This window comes from Rhodococcus sp. H29-C3 (assembly GCF_030063405.1).
In the GTDB taxonomy this organism is placed as follows: Bacteria; Actinomycetota; Actinomycetes; order Mycobacteriales; family Mycobacteriaceae; genus Rhodococcoides.
Window position 1 is genome coordinate 518,790 of record NZ_JASITC010000003.1, and the last position, 20,830, is coordinate 539,619.

The 20,830-nt window shown below is 61.8% G+C and carries 21 protein-coding genes; 9 read left to right on the forward strand and 12 right to left on the reverse strand.

Annotation, left to right across the window (positions count from 1 at the left end; genetic code table 11):
* Positions 1 to 46: 46 nt before the first annotated feature.
* The 3 genes from QMK32_RS09775 to QMK32_RS09785 are packed head-to-tail and all read right to left on the reverse strand — an operon-like array spanning position 47 to position 2,851.
* Complete coding sequence (locus QMK32_RS09775) at positions 47 to 427, reverse strand: nuclear transport factor 2 family protein (protein WP_283474594.1); 381 nt, start codon at positions 425 to 427, stop codon at positions 47 to 49.
* Positions 424 to 1,929 (reverse strand): FAD-dependent oxidoreductase, encoded by a 1,506-nt coding sequence (locus QMK32_RS09780; RefSeq protein ID WP_283474595.1) that lies wholly within the window; start codon positions 1,927 to 1,929, stop codon positions 424 to 426. Before QMK32_RS09780 ends, QMK32_RS09775 begins: the two co-directional genes overlap by 4 nt.
* A 16-nt stretch (positions 1,930 to 1,945) precedes the next feature.
* Positions 1,946 to 2,851 (reverse strand): AurF N-oxygenase family protein, encoded by a 906-nt coding sequence (locus QMK32_RS09785; protein WP_283474596.1) that lies wholly within the window; start codon positions 2,849 to 2,851, stop codon positions 1,946 to 1,948.
* Positions 2,852 to 3,038: 187 nt separating this feature from the next.
* Here QMK32_RS09785 and QMK32_RS09790 point away from each other — a divergent pair, with 187 nt between their 5' ends.
* The 3 genes from QMK32_RS09790 to idi all read left to right on the forward strand — a co-directional run bounded on the left by QMK32_RS09790 (position 3,039) and on the right by idi (position 5,629).
* The gene (locus QMK32_RS09790; RefSeq protein WP_283474741.1) at positions 3,039 to 3,464 is read left to right on the forward strand and encodes a nitroreductase family deazaflavin-dependent oxidoreductase; all 426 of its coding nucleotides are present in this window, start codon (positions 3,039 to 3,041) and stop codon (positions 3,462 to 3,464) included.
* A 36-nt stretch (positions 3,465 to 3,500) separates the two neighbouring features.
* Positions 3,501 to 4,712 (forward strand): trans-sulfuration enzyme family protein, encoded by a 1,212-nt coding sequence (locus QMK32_RS09795; RefSeq protein WP_283474597.1) that lies wholly within the window; start codon positions 3,501 to 3,503, stop codon positions 4,710 to 4,712.
* Positions 4,713 to 5,014: 302 nt separating this feature from the next.
* Entirely contained in the window at positions 5,015 to 5,629 is a 615-nt protein-coding gene (gene idi, locus QMK32_RS09800) for an isopentenyl-diphosphate Delta-isomerase (protein ID WP_283474742.1), read from the forward strand.
* Between the two features lie 38 nt (positions 5,630 to 5,667).
* On the opposite strand, the gene QMK32_RS09805 is transcribed toward idi, so the two are convergent.
* Positions 5,668 to 6,264 carry a TetR/AcrR family transcriptional regulator gene (locus QMK32_RS09805; protein ID WP_283474598.1) on the reverse strand — a complete coding sequence of 199 codons (597 nt, stop codon included), beginning with the start codon at positions 6,262 to 6,264 and terminating at the stop codon, positions 5,668 to 5,670.
* Positions 6,265 to 6,391: 127 nt separating this feature from the next.
* On the opposite strand from QMK32_RS09805, the gene QMK32_RS09810 reads away from it, so the two are divergent.
* On the forward strand, positions 6,392 to 8,143 hold the full coding sequence (locus QMK32_RS09810) for an acyl-CoA dehydrogenase (protein WP_283474599.1): 1,752 nt from the start codon (positions 6,392 to 6,394) through the stop codon (positions 8,141 to 8,143).
* Positions 8,144 to 8,153: 10 nt separating this feature from the next.
* Here the strand turns inward: QMK32_RS09810 and glgX are convergent, their stop codons facing one another.
* The gene (glgX, locus tag QMK32_RS09815; RefSeq protein WP_283474600.1) at positions 8,154 to 10,202 is read right to left on the reverse strand and encodes a glycogen debranching protein GlgX; all 2,049 of its coding nucleotides are present in this window, start codon (positions 10,200 to 10,202) and stop codon (positions 8,154 to 8,156) included.
* A gap of 72 nt (positions 10,203 to 10,274) precedes the next feature.
* Here glgX and QMK32_RS09820 point away from each other — a divergent pair, with 72 nt between their 5' ends.
* Positions 10,275 to 10,457 (forward strand): hypothetical protein, encoded by a 183-nt coding sequence (locus tag QMK32_RS09820; protein WP_269300939.1) that lies wholly within the window; start codon positions 10,275 to 10,277, stop codon positions 10,455 to 10,457.
* A gap of 121 nt (positions 10,458 to 10,578) precedes the next feature.
* Positions 10,579 to 11,580, forward strand: a complete 1,002-nt coding sequence (locus tag QMK32_RS09825; RefSeq protein ID WP_283474601.1) for a mechanosensitive ion channel family protein — start codon at positions 10,579 to 10,581, stop codon at positions 11,578 to 11,580.
* Here the strand turns inward: QMK32_RS09825 and QMK32_RS09830 are convergent.
* From QMK32_RS09830 to QMK32_RS09860, 7 genes are all read right to left on the reverse strand, one after another.
* Positions 11,531 to 11,974, reverse strand: coding sequence for a PRC-barrel domain-containing protein (locus QMK32_RS09830; protein ID WP_283474602.1), 444 nt, complete (start codon positions 11,972 to 11,974; stop codon positions 11,531 to 11,533). The genes QMK32_RS09825 and QMK32_RS09830 overlap by 50 nt on opposite strands.
* On the reverse strand, positions 11,974 to 12,588 hold the full coding sequence (locus QMK32_RS09835; protein WP_269300936.1) for a PRC-barrel domain-containing protein: 615 nt from the start codon (positions 12,586 to 12,588) through the stop codon (positions 11,974 to 11,976). Before QMK32_RS09835 ends, QMK32_RS09830 begins: the two co-directional genes overlap by 1 nt.
* A gap of 296 nt (positions 12,589 to 12,884) precedes the next feature.
* Entirely contained in the window at positions 12,885 to 13,376 is a 492-nt protein-coding gene (locus QMK32_RS09840; protein ID WP_283474603.1) for a GNAT family N-acetyltransferase, read from the reverse strand.
* A gap of 78 nt (positions 13,377 to 13,454) precedes the next feature.
* Positions 13,455 to 14,279, reverse strand: coding sequence for a glycosyltransferase family 2 protein (locus tag QMK32_RS09845; protein ID WP_283474604.1), 825 nt, complete (start codon positions 14,277 to 14,279; stop codon positions 13,455 to 13,457).
* Complete coding sequence (locus tag QMK32_RS09850) at positions 14,276 to 15,268, reverse strand: glycosyltransferase (RefSeq protein WP_283474605.1); 993 nt, start codon at positions 15,266 to 15,268, stop codon at positions 14,276 to 14,278. The genes QMK32_RS09845 and QMK32_RS09850 overlap by 4 nt, the downstream gene beginning before the upstream one ends.
* Entirely contained in the window at positions 15,265 to 16,356 is a 1,092-nt protein-coding gene (locus QMK32_RS09855; RefSeq protein ID WP_283474606.1) for a glycosyltransferase, read from the reverse strand. The genes QMK32_RS09850 and QMK32_RS09855 overlap by 4 nt, the downstream gene beginning before the upstream one ends.
* Positions 16,356 to 17,432 carry a glycosyltransferase family protein gene (locus QMK32_RS09860; protein ID WP_283474607.1) on the reverse strand — a complete coding sequence of 359 codons (1,077 nt, stop codon included), beginning with the start codon at positions 17,430 to 17,432 and terminating at the stop codon, positions 16,356 to 16,358. Before QMK32_RS09860 ends, QMK32_RS09855 begins: the two co-directional genes overlap by 1 nt.
* A 124-nt stretch (positions 17,433 to 17,556) precedes the next feature.
* Between QMK32_RS09860 and QMK32_RS09865 the strand changes: the two genes are divergently transcribed.
* From QMK32_RS09865 to QMK32_RS09875, 3 genes are all read left to right on the forward strand, one after another.
* On the forward strand, positions 17,557 to 18,486 hold the full coding sequence (locus tag QMK32_RS09865) for a WcbI family polysaccharide biosynthesis putative acetyltransferase (RefSeq protein ID WP_283474608.1): 930 nt from the start codon (positions 17,557 to 17,559) through the stop codon (positions 18,484 to 18,486).
* A gap of 131 nt (positions 18,487 to 18,617) precedes the next feature.
* Positions 18,618 to 19,499 (forward strand): glycosyltransferase family protein, encoded by an 882-nt coding sequence (locus QMK32_RS09870; protein WP_283474609.1) that lies wholly within the window; start codon positions 18,618 to 18,620, stop codon positions 19,497 to 19,499.
* On the forward strand, positions 19,496 to 20,830 hold the full coding sequence (locus QMK32_RS09875) for a glycosyltransferase (RefSeq protein WP_283474610.1): 1,335 nt from the start codon (positions 19,496 to 19,498) through the stop codon (positions 20,828 to 20,830). The genes QMK32_RS09870 and QMK32_RS09875 overlap by 4 nt, the downstream gene beginning before the upstream one ends.

Consider the following 20,830-nt stretch of genomic DNA (forward strand, 5'->3'; position numbering starts at 1 on the left):
GTACCGCACCGTTCGGTCCATCAGTAGTGAGAGTGCTTGGGGTGGGTCAGCTTTCGGCTACCCGATCGCTCTCCGACATGCCTGTGGCGGAGAGGGCCGTTTCGAGGTCGGTATGACGGAAGATCGACGTGACGTGGTCGTGAACGACCCGGAAGCTGGCGGCCTCCGCAGTGGGTACTGTCGGCTCGGCCTCGCTGGTCGCCGATTCTTCGACGACAACGACGCCGTCCCGGTAGAACATCGCACCGGGAGTGAGTGTCACTCCGGGAGTGCGCACCCACTCCTGTAGGTGCTCGAGCCCCTGCGCAGCGCCATCGGCCGAGCCCACCTCGATGTCGTCACTCGACAAAGCCAATACCGTGTCCACGTCGGTCGAGTTGAGTGCGTCGTGCCAGGCCAATACAGTCGCGATCTCAGAAGTGCTCACCGATCGAGTATAACGACGTCCTCGATAGTTTTCGCTGATGCAGACAGTCTTCGGTACCGGTCTCGGGTGCGTCGGGGCCCGCGTGCCGCGACGTCCTCGATGAGCGCGTCCACAGTCAATTCTGCATCGACCTTGTTGTCGCCGATTCCGCCCGTGGCGCCACGCTTGGCCCAACCGACCACGTAGCAACCTGCTACGAGTGTTCCGTCATGGTCGGACACGCGGCCGTCGATATTGTTGATGGTCCCCGATCTCTCGTCGAAAGGAACTCCCGCAGAGGGTGTTCCGCGATATCCGATCGCGAGAAGTACCAGCTCGGTGGAAATTGATCGTGCATCGTCTCCGGTGCCGACGAGGACCGACTCGACACGGTTGCCACCGTGAACGGCGAGAGGTGCCCGTCCGAAAGCGAAGACGATCCGCGGCGAAGAATGCGGTGAACCCAGTTCGGCGACGTCCGCGCCACGCAGCGCCGACGCCGGAGCCGAGGTGGGAAGCTCGTCGATTATCGACAGGGTCTCCGGCGATCCGGCTACCACCACATCGACGTGTGGGCGGTCGAGCAGTGCCTGGCACTCGGAACGGGTGAATGCGGCGAACTCCGGACCACGACGAGCGAGAACGACCACTTCCTCGACTCGGTGCTGCCGGAGTGCCGCGAGGGCATGAGGTGCGATGGAGGTGGATGCGAGATCGTCCGGGTCGGCGGTGAGGATGCGCGCCGCATCGAGGGCCACGTTGCCGTTGCCGACGATCGTGACACTCCGAACGCCGGTCAGGTCGACGGCATCGGCGGCGACGTCGGGATGGCCGTTGTACCAACCGACTACGGTGCGAGCGCTGATCGAACCGGGCAGGTCGAGGCCTGGAATGTCGAGGGGGCGATCCTTCTCCGCACCCACGGCGTACACGACGGCGTCGTAGCGTTCGGCCAGAGTCTGGTGGTCTATGCCGACTCCGACCTCGACTCCCAGCTTCATGCTGACGCGGGGGTGCGCGAAGATGCTCCGGAAATGCTCGTTGATTCGACGGGTTCCGAGGTGGTCGGGTGCCACCCCGTAGCGAGCCAGTCCACCTGCTGTCTGCAGGCGGTCGTAGAACGTCACCCGGCTGCTCGGAAGCCGAAGGAGTGCCTGTGCGGTGTAACAGGCAGCCGGGCCGGTCCCGATGATCGCGACATCGATGCGTCGAAGTTCGTTTACCGCCGGGGCTGGGAACCGCGGAGGTGCCCAGGCCGGATCGATCGGTTTGTCCTTGTAATAGTCGGCGTTGATATCCGCGTAGATCGACTGCTCCGGTGTCAGACGCGAGACGCGGGCAATTGCGTCGACCGGACATGCATCGGCGCATGCCCCACAGTCGATACAGGAGCGTGGGTCGATGTACAGCAACTCGGTCTTGCCGAAATCCGGCTCATCAGGCGTCGGATGGATGCAGTTGACAGGGCAGACCGACAGGCAGGACGCGTCGTTGCAGCAGTTCTGGGTGATGGCGAAGGCCATATCAGCTATTCCTTCTTCACAGCATGTGCAGCCGACGATAAATTGCCTCCGCCGGCTTGGTGACAAGACCGCAGTCCAGCAGGAAAGCCATCAGGTGTTCGCTGCTGGTTCGCATCATGGTGTGGTGGTGGGCGTTGTTCTTGGCCTCTTTGATTGCTCGATCTGCGTCGAGACCCGCAGCCTCGTATACCCCTTTGTTGACCATGTTCGAGACGATGATGCGAGCGGCGATGGCAACGACCAGCGCACTCGACTTACCTCGCGCCACGCTCTTGCCTTGAATCCGTTCACGCATCTGCGCACGGGCGAAGGTCATGTGTCGTGATTCTTCGACCACATGGATCTTGCTGGTGGTGCGCACCAGGGGGAGGACGTTCTCACCGCGCATCCAATCGCGCTGCATCACGTCGAGAACTTCCTCGGCCACAAGTATTCCGCCATAGGCGGCTTCGGCAGACGCTATCGCTTTGAAGCCGCGGCCGAGTTCGATGCTCATCCGGCGCGGTAGGTAGGCCTTGATGCCCATGGTCGTACACGCACGAGCGAACATGATGGAGTGTCGGCATTCGTCGGCGATCTCGGTCAACGCAAACTGGAAGTCGGAGTTCGACGAGTCCTTGCAGTACTGGTCCCGAAGAACCATCTGTTGCAGGATCATCTCGAACCAGATGCCGGTGCTCATGATCGAGCACACCTCGTGGCGGGTGAGCAGGATGCGCTGTTCTTGCGTCATCTCCTCCCACATCGCTGTGCCGTAGAGAGTGCTCCATTCCGGATTGAGGCCGAACAGGGTGGGGTCGAGGGGTTCGTCCCAGGCGACTTCCTCGGCCGGGTCGTACGACAATTGCGCGGCGGAATCGAGCAGCCGTGCTGAGACATCCTCGGCTTCGATGGTGTCGTTCGAGCTGACAGTGCTGGTCATCGCTGGTGCATCCTTCCGTCTTCGTTCTACCCAATGTAACTGTTACGGAGATTACCAGTTACTTAAAGAAACGGGTAGAGCTCGACTGGATCGTCGACGGCTGCGCCCTGGCGGCCTTAGACTGCGCGACGTGACGACACCTCCCGCACGGCCATCCCACCTCGACTCGCCGATCGTTCCCTCGGTGATGAAATACGGTGCCAAAGCGCAGGTCTGGTTGTACCGACGCACCGGCGGCCGGATCGGTGGGAAATGGCGTATCGGCAGCGGATTCCGCAAGCCGGTGCCAGTACTCCTGCTGGGGCACCGAGGCCGAAAGTCGGCCACCGAGTACACCACCCCGCTCATCTATCTGCTCGATGGCGACAACGTGATCGTGGTGGCCTCGCAGGGTGGAATGCCCAAAAATCCGCAGTGGTATTCGAATCTGATGGCGAGCCCGGACACCTGGCTGCAAATCGGTCCCGAGCGACGTGACGTGCAGGCACGCACAGCAGACTCCGCCGAGCGCGCTCGGCTGTGGCCGTTACTGGTGACGCGATACGCAGACTTCGCGAACTACCAGGCGTGGACCGACCGCGAGATTCCGGTGGTCGTTCTCTCCCGCCGCTAGCGCACGCGCGGTCTCCGGTTCGCTAGATTGCTCGGTATGACATCGCGTCCCGACAAAGAAGACCCATCGACATTGGCGTTCCCCACACAAGCGGTACACGCGGGCAATCGAACAGACGGTGGTTCGGGAGCGATCAGGCAACCCATCGTCATGGCGAACTCGTATGCACTACCCGAGGATCCGTCGTCGTTGAGTTGGTCGGCCACCGATGTGCCGCTCTACACTCGCAACTCCGGTGCAAATCAGATTGCGTTGCAGGAGAAGTTGGCGGCACTCGACAAAGGCGAGGACGCCGTCGTTCTTGCCTCCGGAGTGGCCGCACTGCATGCCGTGTTCTTCACGTTTCTCTCGTCCGGTGACCATGTGGTGGTCGGTGATGTCACGTACGAAGCGACCTTCCGGCTGTTCTCGGAGCTTCTGCCACAAAAGTATGGAATCGAAGCATCGTTCGTCGACAGCTCGGACGTCGCCGCGGTCGCGGCTGCTGTGCGAGAGAACACCGTTCTGGTGCATGTCGAGGCGATCGCGAATCCGACGACCAAGGTCACGGACATCGCGGCAATCGCGCGGGTAGCGCACGACGCAGGTGTCCTGTTGTCGGTGGACTCGACATTCACCCCGCCTCCGATGTACCGCCCGCTCGCCGATGGCGCAGATCTGGTCGTGCATTCGCTGACCAAATACATCAACGGGCACGGTGACGCAATGGGTGGTGCGGTCATCGGATCGAGCGCGCTCATCGGTCGGATCAAGAACGACGCAATGGTCGATGTCGGCGGTGTCATCTCCCCGTTCAACGCCTGGTTGATCAGTCGCGGCTCGATCACACTGCCGCTGCGGCTGAACCAGCAGACTAGCTCTGCCGCGACCATCGCCAGATTTCTCGACAACGATCCGAGGGTGGCGTTCGTCGCCTATCCGGGATTGCAATCGCATCCTCAGCACGAGGTTGCCGCGCGCCAGTTCGACGGTCGGTTCGGCGCGATGATGGCTTTTGCGATCGACGCCGACTCCGATACCCACAATGAGTTCGTCGCGAATCTTCGAGTAATCACCTCGGCGGTATCACTCGGTCACGACGAGTCGTTGATCGTGCACGTAGGAACGGAAGGTGCGCGGGTCGCCCGATATCCGGATTCCTTCCGGACCCTCGGACATTTGCGATTCTCCGTGGGGTTGGAGGATCCGGCCGATCTGGTCGCCGATCTCTCGGCGGCTCTGGATCTCACATTTCCGTCGAGTTCTTGACGACCCAGGCTCGGTCGGGGTCCGGGGAACAAGAACGACCGGGAGGCTGTGTGCTCAACCTGCCCGGGCGCTCTGGCGGCGAAGTGAACAACACGGCCCCGCCTGCGTATCGCACTACCCGTTCCGCCGGTCACTACAAACATCGAACTTTCCACCCACGCGTGGTGTGGCCTTCGACCGTGGAATGACAAGAGAACGCGCCGATCGGTGTCGAAATGTTTCGAATGTGGCGGGGTCTGGGAACATGAGGGTATGGATCGGATAGCTTGCGCGCCCCACACCTCATCCACCGGCAGTGCCCGATGCTGACCGAGGAGGTCGTCCTCGTCGACGATGCTGGCCGGAAATTGGGAACGCAGGCGAAGTCGACAGTGCATACGACGACGACTCCGCTGCATCTGGCGTTCTCGTGCTACGTATTCAACAGCAAGGACGAGGTGCTGGTCACCGAGCGTGCCCATCATAAGTCGACCTGGCCGGGGGTGACCACCAATAGTTGCTGCGGGCATCCGGGCCCGGGGGAGAATCTGGGTGACGCGGTCCTGCGCAGGTTGAGCCAGGAGTTAGGAATCGAGGCCGGAGGCGTGCGCCTGCTGCTGCCCGGTTTTCGATATCGAGCCGTCATGACAAACGGAATCGTGGAAAACGAACTGTGTCCGGTGTTCGGCGTCGTCTACGACGGGCCCGCTCCGAAACCGAATCCCGAAGAGGTGTCGCGCGCGGACTGGGTTCCCTGGCAACAGTTTTCGAGTTTCGTTGCCGAGGGTGGTGCGGTATCCCCGTGGTGCCGTGAGCAAATGGAACGCTTGCACGAGCTCGGTGAATCTCCAGCACGTTGGCCTGCAGGTGACCCGGACGCACTCCCGATCGTCGTGCGTGACCCACAGCAATGGCAACCGACGTTGTCGTCGGAGTGAGTCGATAGCTCTCTGGACGGGTCGGCTTGCCGTGGAAACTACGACGGCGGTGCGCCGACCATCCGAAGTGCCAGTTCCACATAGCGCGAGGCCAGGACGTCCGGGTCCGAGAACGACTTGCTCGGAAACCACCGGCTGACGTCGATTCCGAGCGAGGTAATCGCCAAAGTGGCAGCGTCGGTATCGGCGATCGAAAAATCTTTCGTGACCACGCCCGCGCCGATGATGTCGGTGAACACCTTGGAAGTGTTCCGTCGAACAGCGGCGATCGTGCGAAAGTGCTCGGGTGTGAGCGAGCGCAGTTCGTATTGGATGACGCGTGCCAATGCGTGATGACGGGCATGGAACTGGACGTACGCGCGGACCGTGGATGCGAGTCGAACCGGCGGCGTGTCGGTTTCGATATCGGCCTGCTTGGTTTCGGCGAGCGCACGTCGGTGTCCGTCGAGGCTCGCATCGAACAGCAGCGACTCTTTGGTTTTGTAGTGCGGATACATGGCCCCGGGACTGAGATCGAGGCTTGCGGCGATCTCGCGCGTCGACGTTGCGCCGTACCCTTTGGCAGCAAAAATCTCGATGGCGGCGCTTCTGATTCGGGCGGCGGCTTTGGAGGTGCTCACCTCGTCGACACTCATGGTCGCTCGATCCCTCCTCTCCGGGCCCAGGGTTGACACGATCGGGTGCCGGGTCGATTATAGGCAGGTGCATAGAAACTATGCACCTGCATAGTTCCCACTGCGACTTTCCGACACGAGGCCCGCCATGACCGACGTACTCTCTCGCCGCGATCTCGACTTTCTGCTCTACGAGTGGCTCGACGTCGTATCGCTGACGAACCGCGCGCGGTTCGCCGAACACTCGAAGGAGACGTTCGACGCGGTACTGGACCTATGTGCCGACATCGCGCACAAGCACTTCGAACCGCACAACAAGAAGTCCGACGCGAACGAGCCGACAATGCGTCCCGACGGCTCGGTGGACATGATCGATGAGGTCAAGGCCGCACTGGACGTCTATTCCGCTGCCGGGCTCATTGCAAGTCAGTTCGACGAGAGCGTCGGCGGGATGCAACTGCCGACGACGGTCGCTCGCGCATCGATGGCGTACTTTCAGGCGGCCAATGCGTCGACGGCGTCGTACCCGTTCCTGACCGTCGCCAATGCCAATCTGATCTCGACCTACGGAACTGCCGAGCAGATCGATGAGTATGTGCGTCCGATGTTGGAGGGCAAGTACTTCGGCACGATGTGCCTATCCGAGCCGCAGGCGGGTTCCTCGCTAGCCGACATCACGACCCGGGCCGAGAAGCAGGACGACGGCAGTTACCGGATCACCGGAACCAAGATGTGGATCTCGGCAGGCGACCACGAACTCACCGAAAACATCATCCACCTCGTGCTGGCCAAAATCCCGGGTGGGGGAGCGGGAGTCAAGGGCATCTCGCTGTTCATCGTCCCCAAGCTTCTTCCGAACGCGGAGCGCAACGAGGTGACTCTCGTCGGTTTGAACCACAAGATGGGTAACCGTGGGACAACCAACACCCTTCTCGCTTTCGACGGATCGGTCGGCTACCTCGTCGGCGAGGAGCATCGCGGTCTCTCCTACATGTTTCATATGATGAACGAGGCCCGAATCGGGGTCGGGTTCCTGGCAATTGCGCTGGGTTACGTCGGATACCTGAAGTCGCTCGAGTATGCGAAGGTTCGCACTCAAGGTCGGCCGGTGGGGTCCAAGGATCCGTCATCTCCTGCGGTGCCGCTGGTCGAGCACGCCGACGTCAGGCGGATGTTGTTGGCACAGAAGTCATATGTGGAGGGAGCGCTTGCACTCGGTCTCTATTGCTCCAGGCTCGTCGACGAGCAGGATTCGACGAGCGACGACACCATCAAGGCGGAGTCGACGCTATTACTCGATGTGTTGACGCCGATCGCGAAGAGCTGGCCGTCACAGTGGTGCCTCGAGGCCAACAGCCTGGCGATCCAGATTCACGGCGGGTACGGCTACACCCGTGACTACGACGTCGAGCAGTACTACCGGGACAATCGACTCAATCCGATTCACGAGGGGACGCACGGCATTCAGGGGCTCGATCTGCTGGGCCGAAAAGTAACCATGCAGTCGGGGGCAGGGGTGGCGGTCCTCGGTTCCAAAATGTTGGCCACCGTCGAACGGGCCCGGCCGCTGAGCGTCGACACCGCCCGGTTCGCCGGTGAACTGGAAGCGGCATGGAACCGCACGGTCGAGGTCACCGCAGCGCTGTGGTCGACGGGTGATCCTGCTGTGGCACTGGCGAATTCGACCGTGTACCTCGAAGCGGTCGGGCATGTGGTCATCGCTTGGATGTGGCTCGAGCAGCTCACCGCTTTAGAAGGCAAGACCGGAGCCTTCTACGACGGCAAACGCCAAGCAGCACGGTATTTCTTCGGCTACGAGCTACCGAAGACAGGCCCGCAATTCGACCTCCTGGCGGCCCTGGACCGTACGACTCTGGATATGAACCCCGAGTGGTTCTAGGCCCTGCCTTCTAGTCTTCTGCTGTCAGGAGGGTGAACGAGTGCTCACGAATCAGGATCGTCGGGCCCTCGCTTTCATAGGCCTGATCGGGATCGCTCGACAGAAACTGCTCCCACTTTCCCTCCGGCAGCGAGAAGTCCACTGGGCCGGAAGAGGAGTTGACGAGCCAGGCGAAGGTGGTGTCATCCTCTGGCGCCGTCATGCGCACGAGCATGGACAGTGCTGCCCCGTCCTCCCAGTCCTCGTCGCCTAGCTTGGCGCCATCGGCCCGGTAGAAATCCACCGAGTTCTCGGCATTGCTGTCACTGTCGTGCCGGAACCACTTCGGACGCAGTGCCGGATGCTCGCGGCGCATGCGTAGGAGTTCGCGGGTGAAGTTGCGAAGATCAAGATCGGCGTTTGCCCAGTCGAACCAGGACAGCTCGTTGTCCTGGCAGTAGGCGTTGTTGTTCCCCTGCTGAGTTCTGCCGATTTCGTCCCCGCCGAGGATCATCGGCACGCCCGCAGACAACAGCAACGTCGCCAGATGATTTCGTTGTTGCCGTGCGCGCAGGGCAAGGATGCCTTCGTCCTCGGTGGGGCCTTCGGCGCCGCAACCCCACGAACGATTGTCGGACTCGCCGTCCTCGTTGTTCTCGCCGTTGGCATCGTTGTGCTTGTCGTCGTAGCTGTTCAGGTCGGCGAGGGTGAAACCGTCGTGCGCAGTGATGAAGTTGATGCTCGCCAATGTCGGCCGACGGCTGGCCTCGTAGACGTCGGGGCTGCCGGTGATGCGCTGCGCGAAGGCGCCGAGCGATCCGGGTTCACCGCGCCAGAAGTCTCGAATGTCGTCGCGGAATTGGCCGTTCCACTCGGACCAGCGAGCGGGGAATCCGCCCACTTGATATCCATGGGTGTCCCAAGGCTCAGCGATGAGCTTGACCGGCGCCAGCGTCGGATCTTGGTGAACCAGATCGAGGAACGCGCTGTGCTTGTCCAGATCGGAATCCTGGCGGGTCAGAGTGCTCGCAAGATCGAATCGAAACCCGTCGACGTGCATCTCGGTAACCCAATACCGCAAGGAGTCCATGATCAGAGCCAGCGCGGCTGGGTGGCCGACGTTGAGGCTGTTGCCCGTTCCCGTGGTGTCGAAGTAGGACGCTCTGTCGTCCTCGACCAACCGGTAATAGGACCTGTTGTCTATTCCCTTGAGCGACAACGTCGGTCCCAGGTGATTTCCCTCGGCCGTGTGGTTGTACACCACATCGAGGATCACTTCGATTCCGGCGTTGTGGAGAGCTTTGACCATGGCTTTGAATTCATCGACCTGGCCGCCGGTGTCTCCGGCACTGCTGTACTCGTTGTGCGGGGCGAAGAAGCCGATCGAGTTGTATCCCCAATAGTTCCGAGAACCCGCTTCGAGGAGATGGGAGTCCTGAACGAACTGATGAACGGGAAGCAGTTCGATTGTAGTCACACCCAGGGCGACCAGTTCGGCGATCGCTGCCGGGTGGGCCAACCCTGCATAGGTTCCGCGGATGGACTCCTCCACGTCGGGATGCGAGGCGGTGAAACCCTTGACGTGAACTTCGTAGACGACTGTGCGGTCCAACGGAATTCGAGGTGCGGCATCGCTGCCCCAGTCGAACTCGGACGCCGAGACCACCGATAGCGGCATGGACGCCGCGGAATCGTCGTCGTTGCGAGTGTCGGGCTCGTCATGGTGGTGGCCGAATACCGATTCGTTCCACTCGACTCCGCCGGCGATTGCTCTCGCATAGGGGTCGAGGAGGAGCTTGTGCGAATTGTGGCGTAGACCGGACTCGGGATCCCATGGTCCTTCTACCCGTAGTCCGTATCGTGAACCCGCGGTCAGATCCTCGACGAACCCGTGGAATACATGGCCGGTCCGGATGTCGAGCGTGGTCGAGGACACCTCGGTACCGTTCTCGTCGACGACAACGACGGCGATGGAGTCGGCGGTTTCGGAGTACACGGCCACATCGGCCCCGCCCGTGGGAAATAGAGATGCACCGAGTGGGTACGGCCTGCTGATGGTCGTGGGTCTGGCGTCGTTCATTGCTCTGCTGTACCCCGGCCCCCGGGTGACAAACCACGTTTGGAATCGAATGACTCGCGGGTACATGGAGATATGGCAAATTACAGAGTTCTCGATCCCAAAGGCGAAGTCGTCGAAACCAAGGACATAGACAGTGCGGAGGACGCACACTCGTGGTTCATCGACAAGAAGGCCGACAACTCCGAACTTGGCTGGCGCCTCGAGGTCGACCACGATGGTGAGTGGGCATTCGTCAGCGACACCGAAGGCAGCTGACTCCATATCAGCGAAACAGCACCGCGGCGGAGTATTGCCGCGGTGCTGTTTCGTTCTGTCTTTGTCCAGGGGGTGGGACACTCACTCGACGTAGGGCGCGGCAAGCGGATCGGAGCAGTGTATGAATGTTGTCTTCTCAGCGGGGTCCGTGGAGGTCTTCGGCGTCACTCTCGTCGGCATCAGTACCACCACCGGTGTCAAACTGCTCGTCACTGCCGTGTTCGTGGTGGCAGTGCTGGCGCTACGCGGGCTCGCGCTGGCGGTGACGCGGCGAACACTCGGTGGTGAGGTGGGAGATTCGCGCAGATTCTGGGCACGCCAAGGGGTGCACGTGGTTGTCGCGGGTGTCCTAGTGCTGGGGTTGGTATCGATCTGGGTGACGCCGAGTACCGATATCACTACCGGTGTCGGATTGATCAGTGCTGGACTGGCATTTGCTCTGCAGCAGGTCATCACCTCCTTCGCCGCCTACTTCGTGATTTTGCGTGGTGACACATTCGGGATCGGCGATCGGATCACTCTCGGAGGCGTCCGCGGTGATGTGGTGCGGCTCGGGTTTCTCAAGACGACCATCATGGAGATGGGCCAGCCACCGTCGGTGTCGGACTCCGATCCAGCTATCTGGGTTAATTCACGCCAGTACACCGGACGTTTGGTCACGGTCACCAACGGTGTCATCTTCACCGATCCGGTGTACAACTACACACGCGAGTTTCCGTACCTGTGGGAGGAGATGATGCTCCCTATCACCTACACAGACGACCGCGCCCGTGTGGAACAGATACTTCTCGATGCCGCTTGTGCTCATGCCGTCGTCGATAACCGGGAGGCGGAAAAGGCGTTTGCGTCCATGCGTGCGCGATACGCACTGTCGGAGACATCTCTTGCCCCTGCCGTCTACTGGCGAATCACCGACAACTGGCTCGAACTGTCTCTACGTTTCCTGGTGCCGCACCGCGGCGTGCGAGCGATCAAGGACCGAATGAGTCGAGATATCTTGACCGGCCTCGACGCCGCAGGTATCGGTATCGCCTCGGCTACCTATGACATCGTCGGGATTCCCACGATCACCATCACTGATCCTGATGATCGAGAATTACCGCGTACGACCCCACCCCGATAAGGGCGCGTCCTTCGATCTGCTGGGCACCGACGATGAGCGAGGTGATCGCTCCCGTTTCAGGATCGAAATCGACGTCGTCGACTTTTCCGAGCTCGACACCACCGGTGCTGAGTACGCGCTTTCCGACGACGTTGTGGATCTTTCCTTCCAGAGCCGAGAGTGAGGCCTCGTTGTCGGCATCGACGATCGCATCCGAGGATCCGACGGTGACGGCATCGATTCCGAACGCGGAAATTCCCGACCACGCGAGCGCATTCCCGGACTTGGCCTTCTTGAGATGAACCCCGGCGACGGTGCGGTTGTGGGGATCGATAAAGAACCCGGCAATGGTCCCGACCGTGTCGGCGGTGGTTGTGCTGACCACTTTGCGGCCGATGGACTCGGAGAACAACATCAGTTCTTACCCCCCAATTGTGCGCGGAATGCGTCGACGGCAGCACCGAACCCGGCGAGATCATCACGCACGAAATCGGTGGCGCTGGCGGGCACCATCAGATGTTCCCCGGATGCGGCAAGTGTGTCGGGCAGAGGGATGAGCACGGTGGTGCCCTTGTTCTTCATCGCCTCCGAGGACTTGATCTCGTAGCCCACTACTTCGCACTTTCCGCCGTAGCGGCCACTGACTTCGATGATGACGTCGACAACGGTGCCCAATTCGGTACCGGAGTCGGTGAGGACGGTGGAGCCGAGGATGTCACCGCGCCGCTCATGCGAGGGTTGCGGAGTGTCGTCGCTGGAGTCTGGAGCGGAGAACATCTCGCCTGCCGGGGAGAGCATGTCCTCGCGGAGAATCATCACTGCGTCCGGACCCAATGCCGCGACGGACCGCCATGGAAGTACCTCTTTCCGGGGACCGGAGAACAGTCCGCGACCGGCAAGAGTGAAACCGGCGACGGCTCCGCCGTCCGGTGCGTAGATGATGTCCTTGATCTGCGAGACATCTTCACCGGTGAAAGTCACAACCGGACGCTTGGCGATCTCACTGGACCGCATCAACTGTTCGATCATGGTTTTCTCGCTCTTCCGGTCTTGCCCGGCCGGCCAGTGATGATTACACCGCCGGATCGACGTTTGGCCTGAATGGCCAGCACGAGCGCAACGAGCGCCACGATCACGACCAGGGCCACGATAACCCATCCCCACCACTGCATGTTGTTCTCGACTCTCTCGCGTCCAGGTCCTTCAGGCGTACAGCATCAATGTTGTCGGGAAGCGGACTCCACCAGTTGGCTACTGCGCGTACGAGTCCAATCTACCCGGTCGAGCCGCGCCCACCGGGCTTAGTTCGACTGAAACTTCCACATTCACTTGGATTCTCGCACCAAGGGGATGACAGGAACTCCGTTGTCGAGGACCTCGTCCCCGCATGGCACGAATCCGTGCCCGGTGTAGATGTCCACGAGGTAGCTCGGCGAGTCGATTCGACATCTGGCCGAACCGACATCGGCCAAGGCAGCCTGGAGCAGACGGGTGGTATGTCCCTTCCCGCGTTCGGAGCGTCGGGTACACAAATGGCCGATGCGCAAAACCCGATCAGGTCCGTTGCCCTCTTCGGTCAGTCGTAACGTGCACAGCACTTCGTCGTCACGCTCCAGCCAGAAGTACCTCGTCAGCGAGCCTAAGTCCTCACCATCGAGCTCGGGATAGAAGTACGCCTGCTCCACCACGAACACCTCTACGCGCAGCTTGAGCAGCGCGTACAACCGCTGGGTGCTGAGGTCTGCTGCCCATTCCCGCTTGGTTGTCACAGCGCGCGTGGCTGGTGCCGACGTGCCGGTGTCGATCACTTGGTTCATCGGTACGGACCCTCGCATCCTGTGTGGGCACCGGCGTTCAGTGCGGAGCACACGTTGCTTACCCCGTACTCGCGTGGTTCATGCAATGCGATCGATGGATCCGTCGGGACTGCGTACGATCCGGCCCGCACGTTCGAACTCGTCCAGCCACCCGGCCATCGGCCATCGGCCCCAACGGCGATGAAACAGAGCCGCATTGCGGACGATGTCGTCGAGATGTTCGATCGGGGGTGACGACACACGATGATGCTGGTGGTAGGCATGTGCGCCGCCGACCCAACGCAACCCGACACCGATCGAGCGAGCTACGGCAGCGAAATCGGTGTCCTCGCCGCCGTATCCGAGGTATTCGTCGTGAAATCCGCCGATACGGTTCCAGGTGTCGGTCGAGAGGGCGAAGGACAGTGACCAGAAGAGGTCATAGTTCCTGCCTGTCTCGACCACTCCCGCAGCCGGATTCGGACGCGCCGGATGAGGGTCGGTGTGGGCGTGCAACTCCTCGACGGCCCACGCCGAGGTCCGAGCCGGTAAATAAGTGACCGGTCCGCAGAGTAAAGACGTACGGTGCTCAGGCTGTGTTGCGCAATCGTGATAGCGCGTAAGCAGTTCGGGTGACGGAATGCAGTCGACGTCGAGAAAGACGAGAAGATCGGCTCCGCCGTCCGATGCCATTCGGGCGCCCTCGTTTCTTGCCTGCCCGATCGGAAGCCTGCCTTGGGGTGCGGCGAGGTCGACCACCTGCGCCGAGCTTTCGGTGTCCGCGACGACACCAGCGATCTCGTCGTCGTCGATGGCGACGATGATGTGGTGTTCGGGTGCGAGCATCGACTGGGCGAGGCCACGCAATTGGCCCCGAAGATGCTCGTGCCGTCCCGACACGACGGTGATCATGGATGTCTTCATACGGCGGCCGTCTCGGACAACAGCCGAGCTGCGCGGCGGGCAGCGCCGGACGCTTCGACGCGATGCCAGCCCGCCGACCCCACGCGTACTGCTTCGGCCAACAAGGATCGCCAACGATCGGGGGAAGGCCACGACGGCGCCACGACAGCTACTCCTGCCCTGGCGAGGGCATCGGCGGTGGCGTCCTGTTCACCGTAGGGCCGATCCTGGGGCACGATGACTGCAGGAACCTGAGCGGAGGCCGCGTCGGCGAGTGCATTTTGTCCGGCGTGCGTGATCACCACCGACGCCGAACACAAGTGTGGCCATACGTCGTCGATCCATGATTGTGTATCGAGTCCGGCTGCCGTCCAGGTGTATTCGGAGTTGCGTTCGGCCGCGGCATCGATATCTTTCTTCGTCAGCGACGTTCCGCCCGCGCCCCCGAGCACGAAGACAGTCGGTTCGGTTGTCGTGTTCGAAGTGCGGGGTCGCCCGGCGAATCGGCTGATCGAGCCCACGTAGGTGGTTTTGGTAGAAAAAGCATGGAGCGAGGCCGGGTCGTACACGTCCTTCGACCACGGGGCGATGATTGCTGTTGCGATCCGATAAACCAGCTGATGTTGCTCGTCCGTTCGATCGCCAGGCATGGCGACGATGACGACAGGAATGCCGAGCAATCGAACGAACAGAGCTATTTCGACAGACACGTCGACGACGACGAGCCGCGGATGTGTTCGTGCGACCCACTCGGCAATCATCGCCATGCGCTCGGTGAACCCGCGAACGCCGATCGGTGCCCAATGGACCACCCCCGATGCAGTCGGGTCGAGATCGCCCGTCTTCGCCGAGTCCACATCGAGTGGCAGAGTCACCCAGTCGAGGTGAGCGTGTTCGGAAGATCGCGGGCGCGAGGACAGTACGGTCATCGGTTCTTCGAGCTCAGCGGCGATCGATGCCGCACGAGTCAGATGCCCCGATCCGTGATGATGCGCGTAGTACCCGATCATGCCGCACCTCGTCGAACCGTCGTCTCACCGATCATGTGCTCGTAGAGCTCCGAATAGTGGTCCACCATCGCAGTTTCCGAGCATGCTGTCTCGGCACGGGCCCGGGCATCGCTCCGTGAGAGTGCTGTGGCGTCGACGAGGGCAGTTGCCAGATCCTCCGCCGAATCTGCGGTGGCGAGGCGACCACAGACGGGGGTCAGAATCTCCGGAATCCCGCCACGGTCGAAAGCGGCGACCGGAGTTCCACATGCCAAAGCTTCGGCGACAACCAGGCCATAGGGCTCCTCCCACACGGGCGTCACCAGAGCAACAGCGGCGGCACCGACGAGAGCCGCCAGCTCCCGCTGACGTAGATGGCCGACGTAGGTCACCGAGTCGTCGAGTCGCGGCACAACGTGTTCCCGGAAGTACTCGGCATTCGAGACAGGTCCGGCGAGGCGAAGTGGAACTCCGGCCACCCGCGCGGCATCGATAGCAAGATGGGGCGCCTTCTCCGGCACCATACGGCCGGACCAGACGGCGTAGTCTCCGCCGGGTCCTTCCGGCCACCGCTGCGTCGAGATGCCATTGGGCACGACATGAACCCCACCGAGCACGGGTGCCCACTGGCGAGCGGCATGCTCACTGACTGCGACGAACGACGACGCAGGACTCGCCGAGATAGCGATCGCCGACTCCAGCCAGGCGAATGGGGGAGTGTGCAACGTGGTGAGCATCGGCGTCTGCACTGTCGGAGACATGGCGATGGGCAGGTAGTGAAGGCTGTGATTGTGGATGATGTCGAAGGAGTCTCGCAGTTCTCCGGCCAGATCCATCATCACCGACAGGTACGCGTGATGCTCGCTCACTGCCCAGGCGGGGGTGGTGATGTCGGCTTTGGAAATCGCACTCAGTTCCAGTCGTGCGACGTGAAGATTCCCGCCGGTGACCTCCACCGATGACCCCTCTGCGGCGAAAAGCGTCACGATGTGGCCGCGTTCGGTCAGGGTGTGGGCGAGTTGCCAGATGTGCGCCTCCATGCCACCGGCAAACGGTTCGGCGATAGGGAAATTCGACGAACCGAGCAGCGCAATGCGTAAAGGGCGCATCAGCGGGCCTCGGTCAGGATGCGGCTACCTCGCGACAGAGCACGTTCGTAGATTTCGTAGTGTCGGCGGGAGAGCATGGTGCGTTCGCGTTCCCGTTCGACTCTGGACGCGGCAGGAATCCGGCCACGGGCAGCGTGGACATCCCGCAGTGCCTGCGCAAGGGTGTCTGGTTCGAATCGGTCTATCCCGAATTCATATGTAGTACAGGGTTTCTGATCACCGTAGTATCCGCAGTCGGGGGCAACGACGGCGGTTCCGAGGTCATAGCATGCTTCGAGCCAGCCCGAGTGGGTGCCGAATCGATACGGTAGTACAGACACGTCGATCTCTTTCAGATAGCGCCACAATTCGGTGTCGTCGAAGCGGCGATGCACCCGAACGTCGACGCTGCGGAATCGGTTGTATGCAGTCAACGCTGCACCGACTGCTCCCCGCTGGTTACGGTGGGCGAACACCTCCTCGTCGATGTCGAGTTGCACTCGTGCGTTTCCGAGTTCTGCTGCGGTGCAGACTACGACGTCCATCACCGCCAGCGGATCGAGATTTGCACGAAGGCTCTTCGCATGAATCCCGATGACGAACTCCCGCTCGTGTTCCGCTCGCGCCGGTCCGATCAGGTCGAGCGGAGCGACGTGGGGATGTGGCAGCACAGTGGCAGGGGTGTTCCATCGCGCAGTGATGGCCGCGGCAGCGGCGTGAGTGAGAGTGATGACGTCGTCCGCGGCAGTCACGAGAATGTCGAGTTGTGCCAGGTGCATGGAGTTGTCCGCGAAGTGTGGATTGTGCAGATCGTGCACGGTGAGCACGAAAGGTTTGTCGTGCGCGCGCAGAATCTCGACGATGGCGGCCAGTCGCGCAGGCTCGACCGCATCGAACCCGAAGTGAAGATGGAACACGTCGAATGTATCGATGTGCTCGGTCAACCATCGAGGTTCGAGCCACCGAGGAGGCCACCACCGGTTCTCTGTCTCCTCGGCGTCGACCGGTCGGGGGTCGGGAAGTCGGAAAAATGCCGGCTCACCCATGTCCACGGTGTCCGGTGCGAGATTGGTGATATATCGGTGGTCAGTAGGCACCGAGGCGATCGTGATCAAAATAACGGGTTCCTCTGTCGGCAGAGTGGATATACGGGGGAGTGTCGAACCCGGCCCGGCTGCTCGAGAGGGAGTGTATTTGCGTGACAAACGAATACTACAGCGCGTGACCACGGACGGCCGAACTCTGCATTACGGCAGCTTCTACGGCGTCGATGCCGACACCTCGGACACCCGGCCGGTGCTGCTCGTCTGGGGGAACTGCCAGGCGGAGGCGCTGCGTATCGTGCTGGCGTCGTCGGCGAACAGCCCATTTCGCACCGTCCGCGTGCCGCCCGTTCACGAGCTGACTGCCACTGACATTCCGCATGTCGAGCGTCTCCTGCAGCAGACTCGGGCCGTGATCGCACAACCGGTCCGGGCCGGCTACCGAGGGCTGCCCATCGGTACCGCAGACCTCACGGACATGGCCCCGTCCATCACGACCAGGCTCATCTGTCCGGTCATCCGGTACTCCGGGTTGTACCCGTGGCAGATCATCGTTCGGCACCCCAGCGATCCCTCGGCCGTGCCTCCTGGTGTGCCGTACCACGACCTTCGGACCGTACTGGCGGCCCGCGACGGCCGAACGCGGTTCGACGAGTGGGACCTCGAAATCTCGTCGAGGGGAATTGTCGACGCCGCGCAGGCGAGCATCGCCGAACTGGACCGACGCGAGCGGCGCGACTGCGACGTCGCGATCTCCGATGTCCTTCGCCCCCTCGGCAGCGCGGCCGCGCACACCATCAACCACCCGGGCAACGCGGTTCTGATCGAACTCGGTAGTCGTATCCTCGACGCTCTCGGTTTGCCAGGTCCATCTTCGCTCGATCGCGAACTGCTCGGCGTCGTCCGAGCACCGCTGGAGCGACGGGTGATCGATGCGCTCGGTCTCGAGGCGGTAGCCCGGTCCGCGTGGACCGTCGATGGAGTAGTGCTGGAGGAGCAGGCTATTCACGATCAGCAGATGTCCTGGTATGCACAGCATCCGGAGTTCGTGGACGCTGCGCTGGGCCGATACAGCGGACTGATCGACATCCTCGACTTGCCGACATGATGGGCACTGTGTGTCATTTGATTGTCGGTCCTGAAACACACGGCGTCGTCCGGTACGGCCTTGCCGTGTGTGACGCGGCGCGGGCGGAAGGTTGCGAACACCGTTCGATTCGGTCGTACAGTGCAGAGGCAATGGACGTCCTCGACTGCGTTCTGGTCCACCTTCATGTCACCGACAGATTGTTCGGCAGTAGCCCTCGGCAAGCGCTGACCGATCTTCGGGCATTGATCGCAGCAATCGGAAGGCCCGTTTCGGTTACGTTGCACGACCTTCCGCAACCCTCGGACGGACCGTCGATGTCGGACCGGGTCGAATTCTATCGATCTGTTCTCGATCTCGTTGTGGGAGTGGTGGTGTCGAGCGAACATGAAGCCGAGCTTCTCCGCGAGTTCGTCCATCCCGATGCGGACTCACCCGTCGAGGTCGCGGTAGTACCGTTGATGATTGCCGGCCCGATGAGACCGAAGCGGGTGCTGCCGACGGTTGGACGGACTGTCGGAGTACTCGGGTTCCTTTATCCAGGTAAAGGCCACATCGAGACAATGCGGGCAATGCAGACGCTGCCTGCTTCCGTGGGGTTCGCCGCTCTCGGGATGCCGTCCCCAGGGCACGAGTATCTGGTCGACGAACTCCATACCGAGGCAGCGGTGTCGGGGCGGGAGTGTCTGGTCACGGGATTTCTCGACGACGACGAACTTACGCAACGTATGTGGGAGGTCACGGTTCCAGTGGCTCATCATCGACACCTCTCGGCATCGGGTTCGATCAATACCTGGATCTCGGCAGGACGACGTCCACTCGTACCGCGAACCAGGTACATCGAAGAGTTGAACCGTCGGGCACCGGGCGTGCTCACCATCTACGAGAACGTCGACGGTGCACTCGATGCGGCGCTTGTGGCTGCTACGGAGAACCCCGCCCACACGTGGACGGACCCGTCCGTAGTTCCATCACCGTCGCCGGCTGAGGTGGCGAACACGTATGACGCGATTCTCCGAAGTTGGTCCGCGTGAGCAGCACAGTAGATATCGGTGATGGCCGGATGTTGGTGCCCGACAACGACTGGGATCGTGTGCACGGCCCGTCGCGATATCCCTTCGTCAGCGTGATCATTCCCTATTACGACCAACCAGGTCAGTTGTCGCTCGTATTGGCTGCGTTGACCGAGCAGACCTACCCGGCGGATCGACTGGAAGTTGTCGTTGCCGACGATGGATCCTCGCTGCCGCCGCCCATCGATCGATGGGGTTCGCAGTTGAACATCGTGATCGTCCGACAGGAAGACAGGGGTTTTCGAGCGGCTGCTGCACGGAATCTCGGGGTGTCCGCCTCGCGCGGTTCGGTTCTGTGTTTCCTGGATGCAGACACCGTGCCGACGCCAGACTACATACGCGCGGCAACACGCTTGCCCTCGATTCTTCCCGATGCCCTGGTGGTCGGAAGGCGGAAACATTTTTCGTCCGCGGTGACCGAACCAGCCTGGCTGGTCGACGCTTACGAGCGGACGCAGGATCTCCTGCACCCAGGATGGGACGCGTACAAGTACATGATCAGCGCGGTGATGACCTGCGGGCGTTCACTGTTCGATGCCATCGGAGGTTTCGACGAGTCGTTCGTGCAGTACGGAGGGGAGGACTGGGAGTTCGCCAACCGTGCCTTCATGGCCGGCGCGGTATTCGCCTACGAACGCACGGCCCTTGCTTGGCACGACGGCCCCGACTGGGCTGAGCGATCCGTGTCGGCACGAACGGACTCCAAGAATACCGAGGCTTTGAAACTTGCACCGTTGATCACCGACCCTGCGGCCAGGAGATCAGGGCTTCGATACCGCGTCCCGGACTGTGTCGTGATCGTAGCCTCGGGGTCGCACAGTGCGGCGTCGTTGTCGGTGACGATCGCGTCTTCGGTCGGTGCTGCAGACGACTGTGGTGTCTGGATCGTAGGCGAGAGCGCCTCGGACCTCTATCGCGAACTGGGACTCAACGATTCGCGGGTCCATCTCGGTGAACCCGACGACTGGATACGTGCGCGGTGTCGCTTCGTCGTCGAGGTGACCGGTCGGGTGATATTCGGCGAGGACTCGTTGCGGCGGTTGTGTGCCGAGGTGGGACCAGGTGTGGCAGGCGGTGTGAAAGTCGACTTCGCCGGCGATAGCGGTAGTGGAACCGGTGATGCAGCAGTGGCGGTATGGACGTCGCGAGCTCTCCATCGGAGCCGTCGTTGGGTCGCCGAATCCGGACGGAGTGAATCGGAGTTGATGAACGCGTTGTTCGGCGTGCGCCGAGCCCCCGCTTCGGCCGTAGGTGCGCAGGTGGCCCAGTCGGAGCCGTGGTTGTCCTGGTGA

Excerpts from the sequence above, each read along its gene's own strand:
- QMK32_RS09785 (WP_283474596.1), bottom strand. The coding sequence starts at position 2,851 with ATGACCAGCACTGTCAGCTCGAACGACACCATCGAAGCCGAGGATGTC.
- QMK32_RS09795 (WP_283474597.1), top strand. The coding sequence starts at position 3,501 with ATGACATCGCGTCCCGACAAAGAAGACCCATCGACATTGGCGTTCCCC.
- QMK32_RS09840 (WP_283474603.1), bottom strand. The coding sequence starts at position 13,376 with ATGAACCAAGTGATCGACACCGGCACGTCGGCACCAGCCACGCGCGCT.
- QMK32_RS09820 (WP_269300939.1), top strand. The coding sequence starts at position 10,275 with ATGGCAAATTACAGAGTTCTCGATCCCAAAGGCGAAGTCGTCGAAACC.
- QMK32_RS09845 (WP_283474604.1), bottom strand. The coding sequence starts at position 14,279 with ATGAAGACATCCATGATCACCGTCGTGTCGGGACGGCACGAGCATCTT.
- QMK32_RS09850 (WP_283474605.1), bottom strand. The coding sequence starts at position 15,268 with ATGATCGGGTACTACGCGCATCATCACGGATCGGGGCATCTGACTCGT.
- QMK32_RS09810 (WP_283474599.1), top strand. The coding sequence starts at position 6,392 with ATGACCGACGTACTCTCTCGCCGCGATCTCGACTTTCTGCTCTACGAG.
- glgX (WP_283474600.1), bottom strand. The coding sequence starts at position 10,202 with ATGAACGACGCCAGACCCACGACCATCAGCAGGCCGTACCCACTCGGT.
- QMK32_RS09790 (WP_283474741.1), top strand. The coding sequence starts at position 3,039 with ATGAAATACGGTGCCAAAGCGCAGGTCTGGTTGTACCGACGCACCGGC.
- QMK32_RS09870 (WP_283474609.1), top strand. The coding sequence starts at position 18,618 with ATGGACGTCCTCGACTGCGTTCTGGTCCACCTTCATGTCACCGACAGA.
- QMK32_RS09825 (WP_283474601.1), top strand. The coding sequence starts at position 10,579 with ATGAATGTTGTCTTCTCAGCGGGGTCCGTGGAGGTCTTCGGCGTCACT.
- QMK32_RS09855 (WP_283474606.1), bottom strand. The coding sequence starts at position 16,356 with ATGCGCCCTTTACGCATTGCGCTGCTCGGTTCGTCGAATTTCCCTATC.
- idi (WP_283474742.1), top strand. The coding sequence starts at position 5,015 with ATGCTGACCGAGGAGGTCGTCCTCGTCGACGATGCTGGCCGGAAATTG.
- QMK32_RS09780 (WP_283474595.1), bottom strand. The coding sequence starts at position 1,929 with ATGGCCTTCGCCATCACCCAGAACTGCTGCAACGACGCGTCCTGCCTG.
- QMK32_RS09805 (WP_283474598.1), bottom strand. The coding sequence starts at position 6,264 with ATGAGTGTCGACGAGGTGAGCACCTCCAAAGCCGCCGCCCGAATCAGA.
- QMK32_RS09835 (WP_269300936.1), bottom strand. The coding sequence starts at position 12,588 with ATGATCGAACAGTTGATGCGGTCCAGTGAGATCGCCAAGCGTCCGGTT.
- QMK32_RS09830 (WP_283474602.1), bottom strand. The coding sequence starts at position 11,974 with ATGTTGTTCTCCGAGTCCATCGGCCGCAAAGTGGTCAGCACAACCACC.